Genomic DNA, 14,190 nt, shown 5'->3' with positions numbered 1-14,190 from the left:
CGTTGACGTGGTTCGCGTCGAAGCGGCTCAGTCGTCGACCTGGACGTGCGCGAGCAGTTGCTGCGCGTCCACCTTGTCCCCGACCCGGACCTTGATGGACGCGGTTCCGTCGATCGGAGCGCGAAGGGTGTGCTCCATCTTCATCGCCTCGACCACCACCAGCGGGTCGCCGGCCGCGACCTGCTCGCCGTCGACCCCGGGCACCGCGACCACGGTGCCCGGCATCGGACTGACGATGTGGCCCGCGGCATCGCCTTCATCGTGCTCCGACAGCGCACGGACCGTGTGCAGAATCCAGGTTCCCGGCCGGCCCGACACCCAGCGGCGACCGCCGCGGGCGTCGACCGCCACCTCCCAGCGGTGCGAACGTCCGTCGACGATCAGGTCGAAGGCGTCGCCGGGCACCTGGCGCAGCCGCACCGGGGCCTGCCACGGTTCGCGGTCGAGATCCTCGAAGGAGATCGTCACGTGTGCGTCGAGGGTCCCCGGCCGCGGCGTGCGGTTCTGATCGATCTGCGCCGACACCGTGTAGACGTGCCCGGACTCGGCCAGCCGCGCGAGGACCGGTGACGGTGCGCCGATGCGGAAGCCGATCGCGGACGACCAGAGATCGTCCGGGTCGCCGAGGTCCAGAGCGCCGAGCGCACCCGCGACCAGCGCGTGCGGATCGGGCATCGGGGCGGCGTAGTCGGCGGCGATCCGGTCGAGCAGTTCGGTGTCGAGCACACCGTCGCGCACATCGCGCTGCGCGAGCGCGTAACGGCAGAAGCCGATGTTGGTCACGACGCCGAGCAGCCGGGTCTCCGACAAGGCCTCGTCGAGACGGTCGAGCGCCTCGGCGCGATCGGTGCCGTAAGCGATCACCTTGGCCAGCATCGGGTCGTAATCACTGCCGATCACCGACCCCTCCTCGATGCCGCTGTCGACGCGGACACCGGGCCGCTGAGCCCCGGTGGCGAGCCGAGCCGGCTCCATCGAGGCCGCACGCGGCCACGACAGCCGCGTCACCTCACCACCGGTCGGCAGGAATCCCTGCGCCGGATCCTCGGCGTAGACGCGTGCCTCCACCGCGTGACCGGTCATCACGATGTCGTCCTGCGTCAAGGCCAGCTTCTCGCCGCGGGCGATCCGCACCTGCTGCTCCACCAGGTCGACACCGGTCACCATCTCGGTCACCGGATGCTCCACCTGCAGCCGGGTGTTCATCTCCATGAAGAAGAAGTCCTCGGGCGCGGTGGCCGAGACGATGAACTCGACGGTTCCCGCCCCGGTGTAGCCGACGCTGCGGGCCGCATCGCAGGCCGCCTCGCCGATCCGCTGCCGGGTGGCCTCGTCGAGCAGCGCCGACGGCGCCTCCTCGATGACCTTCTGGTGGCGGCGCTGCAGGGAGCACTCGCGCTCACCGAGATGGATCACGTTGCCGTGCTCGTCGGCCAGGATCTGCACTTCGATGTGCCGCGGCGTGAGCACGAAGTGTTCGAGGAACAGGGTGTCGTCGCCGAACGCCGACGCCGCTTCGCGACGCGCGGTGGCCAGCGCCTCGGGAAGTCCGGACGGGTCCTCCACTCGGTGCATGCCTTTGCCGCCGCCGCCCGCACTCGGCTTGATGAGTACGGGGAAGCCGACGCCGCCCGCGGCGTCGATCAGTTCCTGATCCGTCAGGCCCGGACGGGAGATGCCCGGGACAACGGGCACGCTGCGTTTGGTGACCGCGTCGCGCGCGGTGATCTTGTCGCCCATCGTGGCGATCGCCGATGCGGGCGGTCCGATGAAGATGATGCCCGCTTCGGCCAGTGCCTCGGCGAACTGCTGGTTCTCCGACAGGAAGCCGTAGCCGGGGTGCACGGCGTCGGCACCGGTGAGCCGGGCCGCCTCGATGACGGCGTCGATCCGCAGATAGCTCTGCGTCGCCGGTGCCGGGCCGAGCCGGACGGCCTCGTCCGCGGCCTTGACGTGCGGGGCGTCCGCATCCGCGTCCGAGTACACGGCCACCGATTTGATGCCCATGTCGTGGAGCGTGGCGATCACACGGCAGGCGATCTCGCCGCGGTTGGCGACGAGGACCTTGCGAATGCTGCGAGTGTCAGTAGTGGTGTTCACGTGCATGTCCCTCACATCCGGAAGACGCCGTAGGCGGGATCGTCGAGCGGCGCGTACCGGCAGGCCTCCAGGGCCAGCCCCAGCACGGTTCGGGTATCGGCGGGATCGATGATCCCGTCGTCCCACAGTCTCGCCGTGGAGTAGTACGCGTCGGATTGACGCTCGAACTGATCGCGGATCGGCGCCTTGAAGGCCTCTTCCTCCTCCGCCGACCAAGTGCCGCCGGAACGTTCGATACCGCCCCGCCGGACCGTGGCCAGGGTGTCGGCGGCCTGCGGTCCGCCCATGACGGAGATCCGGGCGTTGGGCCACATCCACAGGAAGCGCGGCGAGTATGCGCGGCCGCACATGGAGTAGTTGCCCGCGCCGAACGAGCCGCCGATCATCACGGTCAGCTTGGGCACGCGTGCGCAGGCCACGGCGTTGACCATCTTGGCGCCGTTCTTGGCGATGCCGCCCTCCTCGTACTGGCGACCCACCATGAAACCGGTGATGTTCTGGAGGAAGATCAGCGGGATGCGGCGCTGGTCGCACAGTTCGATGAAGTGCGCTCCCTTGAGCGCCGACTCGCTGAACAGCACGCCGTTGTTGGCCACGAACCCGACCGGGTGACCGTGGATCTTCGCGAACGCCGTCACCAGCGAGGTGCCGTAGCCGGCTTTGAACTCGGTGTACTCGCCGCCGTCGGACAGGATCTCGATGACCTCGCGCACGTCGTACGGGATCCGCGAATCGGTCGGCACCACGTCGTAGATGTCGGTCTGCGGGCGCTGCGGCGCGCGGGTGGGCACCGTCTCCCACTGCGCGGGCTCGCGCGGGCCGAGGGTGGCGATGATCTCGCGCACCTTGGCCAGTGCCTGCTCGTCGTTGTCGACGAGGTGATCGGTGACGCCGGAGACGGTGGAGTGCATGCTTCCGCCGCCGAGTTCCTCCGCGGTCACGTCCTCGCCCGTCGCCGCCTTCACCAGCGGCGGGCCCGCCAGGAAGATGGTGCCCTGGTTCCGCACGATGACGTTCTCGTCGCTCATCGCCGGGACGTAGGCGCCGCCCGCAGTCGAGGAACCGAGGACTGCCGAGATCTGCGGAATCCCGGCCGCGCTCATGGTGGCCTGGTTGTAGAAGATGCGGCCGAAGTGCTCCCGATCCGGGAAGACGTCGTCCTGGTTGAGGAGCATCGCACCGCCGGAGTCGACCAGGTAGATGCACGGCAGCCGGTTCTGCGACGCGATCTCCTGCGCGCGCAAATGCTTCTTGACGGTCACCGGGTAGTACGTGCCGCCCGACACCGTGGCGTCGTTGGCGACGATCATGCATTCGCGGCCGTGGATCCGGCCGATGCCGGCCACCACGCCGGCCGCCGGAGCCTTGCCGTCGTACATGTCGTAGGCCGCGAGCGGAGCCACCTCCAGGAACGGCGAACCCGGATCGATCAGGGCGTCGATCCGGTCGCGTGGGAGGAGCTTGCCGCGCGAGAGATGTCGCTCTCGCGCCTTCTCGCCGCCGCCCTGCGCCGCGGCGAGCAGCCGGGTCCGCAACACGGCCACGTTGGCGTGATGCGCGTCTGAAGAGGATGTCGCCGTCATGCCGCCCTTTCAGTTAGCTTCGATTAACTGAAATACAGGATAGGTGACGGCGCCCACATTCGCCAGTCCCTGGCGGGGTCTCACAGCGGAATGAGTGAATTGTGCAGCTGAGGCGTCCTCGCACGGACCCGAAACGGTCTCGTGGGAGCCTGGCCGGCGTGCCGTCAGCCCTGCAACGCGCCCATCGCCATCCCGGTCAGCAATCCGCGCAGCCGGTCCCGGGGAAACTCCGGAAGCCGCGGCGAGGAGTTGAGCAGACCGAACATGGCGTGGATGCGCACCCGCGCCTCTACCGCTTCGAGTTCGACGCCGCGGTCGATGGCGTGGTCCATCAGCACTCGCACCCACACCTCGACGTAACGGCGCTGCAACGAACGCACGCGGTGCCGCGCCTGCGGCGACAGCGACCACAGATCGCGGTCCTGCACACTGATCAGGTCCGGCCGGGTCACCAGCACGTCGATGTGGAACTCGATGAGTCGTTCGAGCACCTCGACCGGTGTTCCGCCCTCGGCCGCCGCGGCCACGCCGCCGTCGTGCAGCCGCTCGCTGATGTCGATCAGAATCGTGTCGAGCAGCTCGGATTTGGACTGGAAGTGCCGGTACATGGCCGGGCCGCTGATCCCGACCTCGGCGCCGATGTCCTCCAGCCGCACTCCGTTGTAGCCGCGCTGGGCCATCTGCCTGGCCGCCGCCGACAGGATCTCCACGCGCCGCGCCGCCTTCGCCTGTTCACGGCGAGTGGCCGGTCGCGGCGTCGGGACGGGTTGCGAAGACATGACGCTGCCGACTCTACCGCCCGACCCGCACCCGCCCCGAGCGATCGGCGACGGGGTCGGTGGCGATCCAGCGGTCGATCGCCGCCACCGTCTCGTCGAGTGTCGTCACGACCTCGTCGACGATTCCCAGCCGGCGCAGCTCGCGCACCCAGACGTGCTGAGCCCGGGCCATTTCAGCCGCATGGCCGACGTCGCCGCGCATGATGACGCTCGCCCCCTCGGGCGGAAGCGGTGCGAGCCAGCCGTCAGCGGCACCGATCACCCGATCGGCCGGGAACATCGCGAGCGCCGCGCCGCCCGTGCCCTGCCCGAGCAGAACCGACGCCGTGGGAGTCGCGGCCGACAGCAGCTCCATCGTGCACGCGGCGATCTGCCGAGCCAGGCCCGATTCCTCGGCCGCCCGCGACAGTTCGCCGCCGCTGGTGTCGACGACGGTCACCAGCGGCAGTCCCCACCGGACGGCGAGCGCGATACCCCGGCGAGCGACGCGAAGGGCGTCGGCCGAGATCGACCGGCCCTCCGATTGGATCCGGCGATCCTGCCCCGCCAGCACCACTGGACGGCCGCCGAACCTCGCGAGCGCGATACGGATCGGCCCGTCGCCCGCCAGCCGCACCGCCCCGAGATGAGTCTCGAGTTCGGTCAGCCCGGGGCGCATCCGGTCACGTGTGGCGGCCACCGCCGACCACGCGTCGTCGACCTCCGCTGCGAGCGGTCCCGCCGCCTCGTGCCGGACGGCCGGCGCAGCGGGATCGAGCGCCGCGAGGACGCTCGCGACCCGAGCGCCGAGGCGGCGGTGGTCGACGACGTCGTCGACGAATCCCAGGCGGTGCAGGTTCTCGGCGGTCTGCACGCCCGCCGGGAACTGGCGGCCGTGGATGCCCGCGTACACCTTGGGTCCGAGGAATCCGGTCAGTGCTCCGGGTTGAGCCCAGGTGACGTCGCCGAGCGCCCCCCAGGAGGCGAAGACCCCGCCCGTGGTCGGATGTCGCAGATACACCAGGTAGGGCAGCCCGGCGTCGCGGTGCTCGGCTACGGCAGCGGTGATGGCGGCCATCTGAAGGAACGCGGGCGTGCCCTCCTGCATGCGCGTTCCGCCGGACGCGGGAAGCGCCAGGAGAGGCAGCCGCTCCGCCGTGGCGCGGCGCACCGCCTCGACGATCCGCGCACCGGCCGTCGCACCGATCGACCCGCCCGATACGCCGAATTCGCTGACCACCAGGGCGATGGGACGACCGCCGACGCGCCCCGAGCCGGTACAGACCGACTCCGGCTCGGTGGACCGATCCCAGCTGCACCACGTCCCGTCGTCGAGCACGGCGTCGATCATCGCCGCGGCGTCTGGCCGCTCATTACCCGGCCGCCCATTACCCGGCCGCTCAGTACCCATATGCCCGATGATGCCTGACGCCGGGCGTTCGGGCAGTCAACTCATGTTCGGCGTCCACAACGGGTAGCACCAGCGCTGCGGGACCGGCGAGATCGCGTCGATGGCCGCGCAGATCAGAAAGCAGACCGTACCCGTGCAGTACATCCGCGGAGGGGGCGCGTGGGTCGGTGCGGCCGACGCGGCCGGTGCCCCGGCGAAGGCGACGGTGAGTCCGACCGCCGCCACGGCGGCGAGGAGCGTGATTCTGCGGATCATGGCGAGCCTCCAATCCCCTGTGGACTGCCTCCGGCGAACGCTCTGTCCTCGACGCTACGACGAGCGACGAGCCTCGTCCAGGGCGCAGCACGATTCGGCCGAACGATCACCGCTCGCGTCCGACCGAGCTCAGAATCGGGGCGGCGGCCCCTGGTCGGCGGGAGCACGACCGTCGATCACCGCGGCGATCGCCAACAACGCCGCTTGGATGAAACCGACCGTCAGCGCCACATAGGCACCGGCCCCGAGACTCAGGAACGGCGGAAGACCCAGTGCGCAGACGAGCAGACCCAGCCAGCCGAAGATCGCGAGGAAGGCCAGCAACGGCAGGTAGCGCCGCCACCTCGGTGCGGCCAGCCCCGCTGCCGCGACACCGACTGTCCCCAGCAGCAGAAAGAACCAGCCGGGACTGAGAATCAGCGACGGGCTGAGGTAAGCGGGCACATCGAAGGTTCCGTTCATGCCAGTGGCCCAGACCTCGGCCTTGTGGTCGATCTCGTCGGAGACCGTCACCCAGCCGAGGAATCCCATGAAGAACGTGACCAGTCCGGCCGCCGTGGACCCGACAGCCATCAGGACCGGCGTCGGAGTGCGCGAGAGGAGCGGGGGCCTGACGGGAGGCGGCGGGTAACCGGGCGCGCCGTACATCATCGGCGGCGGTCCCGGCTGCGCACTCGGTCCCGGACCGTATCCGGGCATCGGGTTGGCGGAAGTCCAGGAATTCGTCTCTTGGCCGAGGGCCTGCTGCGAGTCCGGCTTCGGGTCCGGCTGATCCGGATGCGGCGGGTTGGTCATGTCCGTATCTAACCACCCGGATCCGACACTGCGGGCCCGGTCGACGGCGGCGGTCCGCCCCTCTCTCATCCGTCGGTGTAGATCACCTTGGTCCGCAGCACCGCGTCCTGCAACGACATCCGCCGCGGAGACAGCACAACCCAGAACAGTCCGACCGGGAACACCACGCAGGTCAACGCCCGGAGCAGGATCTGCGCAAAGTGCATCGGCCGTCCGCTGACGCGCACCACACGCAGTCCCATCAACACGTTCCCCACCGTCCGGCCGGTCACCGACCACCCGGCGACCAGATAGACGAACGCGATGCCGAGGAATCCGCTGGTGGTGAACCACCACCCGACCTGCGGGAAGGCGAAGTTGGTGATATCCATCGTGAACAGGACGAAGGCCGTCCCCAGATAACCGAGACCGAGAAGCGCGACCACCAGCACCACGTCGATGACGGCGGCGATCAGCCTGGTCACGATCCCCGCGGTCCGCGGCCGCGCGTCGCGCGGCTCAGTCATCGTCGGACTTCCGGCGGAAGACCCGGTTCACGAAGCCCTCCACGGCGTCGTCGGCGCGTTCGCTGCTGGTCCGGACGTCGGAGATCATCTCGGTCGTCACGGTGGAACTGGCGTCGCGCACGATCGACGAGAGATCCACGCCGTTGATCACCCGGTTGCCGACCACGACCAGATCGACGCCCGCGAGGACGGCGTCGAGATCGATGCGCCGGACCGCCTTGTCGAGGTCGACTCCGTCGACCACCGCGTCGATGTCGAGTCTGGCCAGAACCGGGTTGAGATCGAGCCGGTCGAGGATCGGCGTCAGGTCGATGCCGTCGAGCACCTTCTGCAGATCGATGGTGTCGATCACCGCGTTGAGGTCCAGTCGTTCCACGACGGCCTGCAGATTCACTTCGCCGAGCACCCGGTCGAGGTCGACGGCCGCGAGCAGCACCTCGGTCAGGTCGATCTCTTCGGTGAGGAATGCGATCGCCTCGGACAGCACGCCGCGGATCACTGCACGCGGAACATCGAGCACGCGGTTCACGGCACCCGAGACCAGATCGGTTATCACTCGACGATTATGGCTGAATGCGAAACGTCCCGGTGCGGCAATGCAGCCGTACCGGGACGTTTCGTCGTCCGACTCTCAGGTCCGTCCGGACCGGAGTCCGATCAGAGTGCGTCGAAGAGCTCGCGCGCCAGTGCGGCGGTCTCGCTCGGGGTCTTGCCGACCTTGACGCCGGCGGCCTCGAGGGCCTCCTTCTTGGCCTGCGCGGTGCCGGAACTGCCAGAGACGATGGCGCCTGCGTGGCCCATGGTCTTGCCCTCCGGCGCGGTGAAGCCCGCGACGTAGCCGACGACCGGCTTGGTGACGTTGGCCTTGATGTAGTCGGCCGCACGCTCCTCGGCGTCGCCGCCGATCTCGCCGATCATGACGATGAGCTTGGTCTCCGGATCCTTCTCGAAGGCCTCGATCGCGTCGATGTGGGTGGTGCCGATGACCGGGTCTCCGCCGATGCCGATGGCGGTCGAGAAGCCGAGGTCGCGCAGCTCGTACATCATCTGGTAGGTCAGGGTGCCCGACTTCGACACGAGGCCGATCGGGCCCTTGCCGGTGATGTTGTTCGGGGTGATGCCGACCAGCGCCTCGCCCGGCGTGATGATGCCGGGGCAGTTCGGGCCGATGATGCGGGTCTTGGCGCCCTTGTCGACGTTGTACGCCCAGGCGTAGGCCGAATCCTGGACCGGGATGCCCTCGGTGATGACCACGAGCAGCGGGATCTCGGCATCGATGGCCTCGATGATGGCGTCCTTCGAGAAGGCGGGCGGCACGAAGGCGATCGAGGTGTCGGCCCCGGTCTTCTCCATGGCCTCGGCGACCGATGCGAACACCGGCAGTTCGACGGTGTTACCGTCGGCGTCCACGTGCGAGACGGTGGTGCCTGCCTTGCGGGCATTGACACCGCCGACGACGTTGGTGCCGGCCTTCAGCATCAGCGCGGTGTGCTTGGTGCCCTCGCCGCCGGTGATGCCCTGGACGATGACCTTGTTGTTCTTGTTCAGGTAGATCGACATGAGTCTTCTTCGTCTCCTACTGGTTCGCCAGCTCAGCGGCCTTGTCGGCACCCGAGTCCATGGTGTCCGCCAGGGTCACCAGCGGGTGGTTGGCCTCGGCCAGGATCTTGCGACCCTCCTCGACCTTGTTGCCGTCGAGACGGACCACCAGCGGCTTGCTGGCGGCGTCGCCCAGCTTGGCGAGCGCGCCGACGATGCCGTTGGCGACCGCGTCACAGGCGGTGATGCCGCCGAAGACGTTCACGAAGACGCTCTTGACCTGCTCGTCGCCGAGAATGACGTCCAGACCGGCCGCCATCACCTCGGCGGACGCACCGCCGCCGATGTCGAGGAAGTTGGCCGGCTTCACGCCGCCGTGGTTCTCACCGGCGTAGGCGACCACGTCGAGGGTCGACATGACCAGACCCGCACCGTTGCCGATGACGCCGACCTGACCGTCGAGCTTGACGTAGTTGAGGTCGTTCTCCTTGGCCTTGAGCTCGAGCGGATCGGTGGCGTCCTTGTCCGCGAACTCGGCGTGGCCCGGCTGCCGGAACTCGGCGTTGCCGTCCAGCGTCACCTTGCCGTCGAGCGCCAGGATCTGATCGTCCGGCGTGCGCACCAACGGGTTGACCTCGACGAGCAGTGCGTCTTCGGCGACGAAGACCTCCCACAGCTTCTGAATGGTCACGGCGGCCGCGTCGAGGACCTCGGCGGGCAGATGGCCCTTCTCGGCGATCTCGCGCGCGAACGCCAGGTCGACGCCCTTGACCGCGTCGACGGCGATGCGAGCCAGCCGGTCCGGCTTGGTTGCGGCGACCTCTTCGATCTCCATGCCGCCCTCGACCGAGCACATGGCCAGGTAGGTGCGGTTGGCGCGATCGAGCAGGAAGGAGATGTAGTACTCCTCGGCGATGTCACTGGCCTCGGCAACGAGGAGCTTCTTGACAACGTGGCCCTTGATATCGAGCCCGAGGATGTTTTCAGCGTGCGTCTGTGCGTCATCAGGGGTTGCGGCGTACTTGACGCCACCGGCCTTACCGCGGCCGCCGACCTTGACCTGCGCCTTGATCATCACGGGCTTGCCGATTTCCTCGGCGATCGCCCGCGCATCGGCGGCAGTGTCAGTCACCCGACCTGGTGTGGTGGGTACCCCATGCTTGGCGAACAGTTCCTTCGCCTGGTATTCGAAGAGATCCATTCAGCTCACCATCTGAAGTAATGTTTCGCCCGCTCCGGTGTAACGCGGGCCATAGGCGACTCTAAACCCCCGGCGCCGTCGCATTCGAACGCGACCCCAACCTTGTGCCGCATCTCACGCGCTACTGACCAGTAACCCCTTATGCACCGCAATTGTGGCCGCTGAGCAGCCAGAATGAGGACGTCATAGAGAGAGGCGGTGGACTTAGCGCCGACCGTTCGTTACCGTCGTCAGGGTTGGTAACAACTAGGTCACGACATGCGAGCCGCTGCCTCGAGCGGCAGCGCTGAGGATTTGAGGTGAACGACTTGGCAGCACGGAGCCTTCTCGACCGTGACGGCGCAACAGCCGGCCAAGCCGACCCCACTCCTCTCGACACCCCCAGCACTCACGACTTCCCGCTCCCTTCGCGCTCGCTGCGCATCGGCCTCGGCGGGTCCGCGCTGAACCAGGACACCGTCAGCACCACCGAGATCCTTCTCACCGACGGCGCAGCGGTCGACGACACCGCTGCCGACACCACCGCCACTGCGGTGGCCGCGCAGCCCGAGACAGGCAAGCCGAAGCACCGCCTCCGCGCCCCCTCGTCGGCCCTGCGTGCTCGTACCGCCCTATTCGCCATCGCCGCGGGCGCCACCGCGATCGCCGTCACCGGCTCCGGATCCGACGGCCAGGCGAGCCCACTCGCCCAGGCCCCCGCCGACCCCGCGCCGGTCGACGGCTCGAACGTCGTCCCGGTGGCGAACACCTCCGCGAGCGACACCGGCCCCGGAGCCGTTCCGGCCGCCTCGCAGGCCGATATGAGCGATTTCGGCGATCAGCTCTCGCAGGGCGTGAAGATCGCCAAGGAGCAGGCGGCCGCCATCGCCGCGAAGCAGAAGCCCCTCGTGGTCTCCCCGATCCCGATGGGCGTCTACAACCTCACGTCGGCCTTCGCGCCCCGCTGGGGCACCTTCCACGGCGGCATCGACATGGCCGCACCGCTCGGTACGCCCATCCATGCCGCCACCGACGGCGTGGTGATCGACGCCGGACCGGCCTCCGGGTTCGGCAACTGGGTGCGGCTCAAGGCGCCGGACGGCACCATCACCGTCTACGGCCATATGGCCTCCTCCGGTGTGCTGGTCCACAAGGGCCAGCAGGTCACCGCCGGCGACACCATCGCGCTGGTGGGCTCCGAGGGGTTCTCCACCGGACCGCACTGCCACTTCGAGGTGTGGATCAAGGGCCCGAGCGGCGCCTACGTGAAGATCGATCCCGCCATCTGGCTCGCCAAGAAGGGCGTCCGCCTCTCCGCACTCACCGGCTAGTCAGACACCGACGGGTTCGGTTCGCCGAGCCGCACCGGCCCACCGACCTTGCCGAGCAGCACCAGCTCCCCAGGCCGGTCGAGTAGCACCAGCCCCCCCAGGCTTGCCGAGCAGCACCAGCCCCCCAGGCTGGTCGAGTAGCACGCGAACGTAGTGAGCGAGCGTATCGAGACGTCTGCTCTGCCCACCACCCCCGCCCTACAGCTTCTCCCCCGGCAGTCCGCCGACGGTCATCAACGTCACGCGGCCCACTTTCCCGCCGAAGTCGAACGTGATGCGCTCGGTGACACCGCTCCCCTCCTTCGCCACGGCCTTCCCCATCCCGTACTGCGGATGGTTCATCCGGTCGCCGATCTCGTAGTGGACGTTCTTGTTCCGCCCACGGGTCGGGTCGGACGAGTACGACGACCGTCCGCGCAGCCCCGAGCCGAAACCCGACTCGGAACCGTTGGACGATCCTCCGCCGGCTGAACCGAATCCGAAGCTGCCGCCGCGAGAGCCGAACTCTCGCATGCCACGCTTCGGCTCGGTACGCCGCCAGTCGATCAAGTGCTGCGGAACCTCTTGCAGGAACCGCGATTCCGGATTCGACACCGGCTGTCCCCACGATGCGCGCGACATCGCACGGGTCAGATAGAGACGCTGACGGGCTCGAGTGATCCCGACATACGCCAGCCGTCGCTCCTCGCTGAGTTCGGCCGGATCGCCGAGAGCCCTCATATGCGGGAAGTGCCCGTCCTCCCAGCCGGTGACGAAGACGACAGGGAATTCCAGCCCCTTGGCGGTGTGCAGCGTCATCAGGGTGACGACGCCCTCTCCCTCGTCGGGCACCTGGTCGGCATCGGCCACTAGGGCCACCTTCTCCAGGAACGCCGCGAGCGAGCCGGGCTCGGGTTCACCGTCGCCAACGATCTCGCCGGCCGCGTCCGTGTCGGGGTCGGTCGGCTCGTCGGCCCGCTGCGCGGCTTCCATGCTGAAATCTCGGGCGACGGCGATCAGTTCGTTGAGGTTGTCCATCCGTGCGGCGTCCTGCGGGTCGTTGGACGCCTCCAACTCGGCACGGTAGCCACTGCGATCGACGATCGCGTCGACCAGTTCGCCGATGTCGCCGCCCTCCGTGGTCGCGTCGGCGACGGCGTCGTCGACCGATTCGCCGCCGACGGCGCCGAAGGCCATCAGGAAGTCGCTGCGCAGTCCTTCGATGAGGTCGACGAACAGGGTGATCTGCTTGACCGCGCGTGTATTGAGCAATGGGACGCGGTTCTCGGTCGCCTCCACCAGCGCCTGGTAGAAGCTGATGCCGAGATTCTCCGCATGGACGGCGACGCACGCCTCGGCACGATCGCCGATCCCGCGCCGCGGTGTGTTGAGGATCCGGCGCAGGCTGACCGAGTCGTCGGGGTTCGCCACCACGCGCAGGTAAGCGATCACGTCGCGCACTTCCTTGCGCTCGTAGAACTTGGTGCCGCCGACCACCTTGTAGGGGATTCCGTGGCGGACGAAGACCTCCTCCAGCGACCGCGACCCGGTGTTGGTGCGATAGAACACCGCGACGTCGGCGTACGTGTGGCTCGCCGAACCCCCGATCGAGTAATCGACGAGTTCCTCTATCTCCTTCGCGATGAACGCGGCCTCGTCGCGGTCGGAGTCGGCGACGTAACCGACGATCAGGTCGCCGTCGCCCGAATCGGTCCACAACTTCTTCTCACGGCGTCCCGCGTTGCGTGAGATGACGGCGTTGGCCGCCGACAGGATGGTCTGGGTGGAGCGATAGTTCTGTTCGAGCAGAATCGTCTCGGCGTCCGGGTAGTCGCGCTCGAACTCCTCGATGTTGCGGATCGTCGCGCCGCGGAAGGCGTAGATCGACTGGTCGGCGTCGCCGACCACGCACAGCTCCGACGGCTCCAGGCCGCTCGGGGTCGTCTGCTCGCCGACGAGCTCCCGCACCAGCACGTACTGTGCGTGGTTGGTGTCCTGGTACTCGTCGATCAGCACGTGCCGGAAGCGGCGCCGGTAGTACTCGGCGACATTCGGGTGCCGCTGCAGCAACGACACCGTCTCGCCGATCAGATCGTCGAAGTCGAAGGCGTTCGCCGCCGCCAGCCGACGCTGGTACTCGGCGTAGATCTGGGCGACGGTGCCCGCCGCCAGATCACTCTGGCCGTCGGCCGCCGCCTCCGCCGCGGCGTCGTCGGGATCCTTCAGTTCGTTCTTGAAGTTGGAGATCAACGTGCCCACACCGCGCGGGCTGAACTTCTTGGGATCCAGGTCGAGGTCGCGGACCACCATGCCGAGCAGTCTGCGCGAGTCGTCGGCGTCGTAGATGGAGAAGTTCGAATTGCGATCACCGAGCAGGCTCGACTGCGCCCGCAGAATCCGAACGCAGGTGGAGTGGAAGGTCGAGACCCACATGTAGGCAGCGCGCGGTCCGACCAGGTCGATTACCCGCTCGCGCATCTCGGCTGCGGCCTTGTTCGTGAACGTGATCGCGAGGATCTGTCCCGGCGTCACGTTCCGTTCGGCGAGCAGGAAGGCGATGCGCCGGGTCAGCACGGCCGTCTTACCCGATCCCGCTCCCGCGACGATCAGCAGCGGCGACCCGGTGTGCAGCACCGCATCTCGCTGCTGGGGGTTCAGTCCGTCGAGGAGTTCGCGTCCCCGGTCGCTCAGCTGGGTCTCGTCGATGGCGGCAGGTGAAGAGTTCATGGCCTCTTCAGGCTACCTTCGGCCCC

The 14,190-nt window shown here is 68.2% G+C and carries 12 protein-coding genes; 1 reads left to right on the top strand and 11 read right to left on the bottom strand.

Annotation, left to right across the window (positions count from 1 at the left end; genetic code table 11):
• Positions 1-27 precede the first annotated feature (27 nt).
• From ACK8HH_RS04100 to sucC, 10 genes are all read right to left on the bottom strand, one after another.
• Entirely contained in the window at positions 28-2,106 is a 2,079-nt protein-coding gene (locus tag ACK8HH_RS04100) for an acetyl/propionyl/methylcrotonyl-CoA carboxylase subunit alpha (RefSeq protein WP_006894661.1), read from the bottom strand.
• A 5-nt stretch (positions 2,107-2,111) separates the two neighbouring features.
• Positions 2,112-3,683, bottom strand: a complete 1,572-nt coding sequence (locus tag ACK8HH_RS04095) for a carboxyl transferase domain-containing protein (protein WP_006894660.1) — start codon at positions 3,681-3,683, stop codon at positions 2,112-2,114.
• Positions 3,684-3,847: 164 nt separating this feature from the next.
• The gene (locus tag ACK8HH_RS04090; protein WP_006894659.1) at positions 3,848-4,462 is read right to left on the bottom strand and encodes a TetR/AcrR family transcriptional regulator; all 615 of its coding nucleotides are present in this window, start codon (positions 4,460-4,462) and stop codon (positions 3,848-3,850) included.
• A 13-nt stretch (positions 4,463-4,475) separates the two neighbouring features.
• Positions 4,476-5,852 carry a carboxyl transferase domain-containing protein gene (locus ACK8HH_RS04085; protein ID WP_412475563.1) on the bottom strand — a complete coding sequence of 459 codons (1,377 nt, stop codon included), beginning with the start codon at positions 5,850-5,852 and terminating at the stop codon, positions 4,476-4,478.
• A gap of 36 nt (positions 5,853-5,888) precedes the next feature.
• Positions 5,889-6,107: a hypothetical protein gene (locus tag ACK8HH_RS04080; protein ID WP_045538625.1), complete on the bottom strand. Its 219-nt coding sequence runs from the start codon at positions 6,105-6,107 to the stop codon at positions 5,889-5,891.
• Positions 6,108-6,236: 129 nt separating this feature from the next.
• On the bottom strand, positions 6,237-6,902 hold the full coding sequence (locus tag ACK8HH_RS04075; protein WP_260868946.1) for a DUF5336 domain-containing protein: 666 nt from the start codon (positions 6,900-6,902) through the stop codon (positions 6,237-6,239).
• A 65-nt stretch (positions 6,903-6,967) separates the two neighbouring features.
• Positions 6,968-7,408, bottom strand: a complete 441-nt coding sequence (locus ACK8HH_RS04070; RefSeq protein WP_006894656.1) for an RDD family protein — start codon at positions 7,406-7,408, stop codon at positions 6,968-6,970.
• Complete coding sequence (locus ACK8HH_RS04065) at positions 7,401-7,964, bottom strand: hypothetical protein (RefSeq protein ID WP_006894655.1); 564 nt, start codon at positions 7,962-7,964, stop codon at positions 7,401-7,403. Before ACK8HH_RS04065 ends, ACK8HH_RS04070 begins: the two co-directional genes overlap by 8 nt.
• Before the next feature lie 101 nt (positions 7,965-8,065).
• Complete coding sequence (sucD, locus tag ACK8HH_RS04060) at positions 8,066-8,968, bottom strand: succinate--CoA ligase subunit alpha (protein ID WP_006894654.1); 903 nt, start codon at positions 8,966-8,968, stop codon at positions 8,066-8,068.
• Positions 8,969-8,984: 16 nt separating this feature from the next.
• The gene (gene sucC / locus ACK8HH_RS04055) at positions 8,985-10,148 is read right to left on the bottom strand and encodes an ADP-forming succinate--CoA ligase subunit beta (RefSeq protein ID WP_006894653.1); all 1,164 of its coding nucleotides are present in this window, start codon (positions 10,146-10,148) and stop codon (positions 8,985-8,987) included.
• Positions 10,149-10,447: 299 nt separating this feature from the next.
• Between sucC and ACK8HH_RS04050 the strand changes: the two genes are divergently transcribed.
• Positions 10,448-11,458 carry a M23 family metallopeptidase gene (locus tag ACK8HH_RS04050; RefSeq protein ID WP_006894652.1) on the top strand — a complete coding sequence of 337 codons (1,011 nt, stop codon included), beginning with the start codon at positions 10,448-10,450 and terminating at the stop codon, positions 11,456-11,458.
• Positions 11,459-11,656: 198 nt separating this feature from the next.
• On the opposite strand, the gene ACK8HH_RS04045 is transcribed toward ACK8HH_RS04050, so the two are convergent.
• Positions 11,657-14,164: a UvrD-helicase domain-containing protein gene (locus ACK8HH_RS04045; protein ID WP_062367658.1), complete on the bottom strand. Its 2,508-nt coding sequence runs from the start codon at positions 14,162-14,164 to the stop codon at positions 11,657-11,659.
• Between the last annotated feature and the right edge of the window lie 26 nt (positions 14,165-14,190).

The sequence above is a fragment of the Gordonia sp. LUNF6 genome (genome assembly GCF_047041125.1).
GTDB classification, from domain to species: Bacteria; Actinomycetota; Actinomycetes; order Mycobacteriales; family Mycobacteriaceae; genus Gordonia; species Gordonia sihwensis.
The sequence above is the reverse complement of the archived record's forward strand: the minus strand, read 5'-3'. Positions and strand labels throughout refer to the sequence as shown.

Bases quoted from the DNA above. Each gene is read 5' to 3' on its own strand.
- ACK8HH_RS04100 (WP_006894661.1), bottom strand. From the start codon at position 2,106: ATGCACGTGAACACCACTACTGACACTCGCAGCATTCGCAAGGTCCTC.
- ACK8HH_RS04095 (WP_006894660.1), bottom strand. From the start codon at position 3,683: ATGACGGCGACATCCTCTTCAGACGCGCATCACGCCAACGTGGCCGTG.
- ACK8HH_RS04090 (WP_006894659.1), bottom strand. From the start codon at position 4,462: ATGTCTTCGCAACCCGTCCCGACGCCGCGACCGGCCACTCGCCGTGAA.
- ACK8HH_RS04085 (WP_412475563.1), bottom strand. From the start codon at position 5,852: ATGGGTACTGAGCGGCCGGGTAATGGGCGGCCGGGTAATGAGCGGCCA.
- ACK8HH_RS04080 (WP_045538625.1), bottom strand. From the start codon at position 6,107: ATGATCCGCAGAATCACGCTCCTCGCCGCCGTGGCGGCGGTCGGACTC.
- ACK8HH_RS04075 (WP_260868946.1), bottom strand. From the start codon at position 6,902: ATGACCAACCCGCCGCATCCGGATCAGCCGGACCCGAAGCCGGACTCG.
- ACK8HH_RS04070 (WP_006894656.1), bottom strand. From the start codon at position 7,408: ATGACTGAGCCGCGCGACGCGCGGCCGCGGACCGCGGGGATCGTGACC.
- sucD (WP_006894654.1), bottom strand. From the start codon at position 8,968: ATGTCGATCTACCTGAACAAGAACAACAAGGTCATCGTCCAGGGCATC.
- sucC (WP_006894653.1), bottom strand. From the start codon at position 10,148: ATGGATCTCTTCGAATACCAGGCGAAGGAACTGTTCGCCAAGCATGGG.
- ACK8HH_RS04045 (WP_062367658.1), bottom strand. From the start codon at position 14,164: ATGAACTCTTCACCTGCCGCCATCGACGAGACCCAGCTGAGCGACCGG.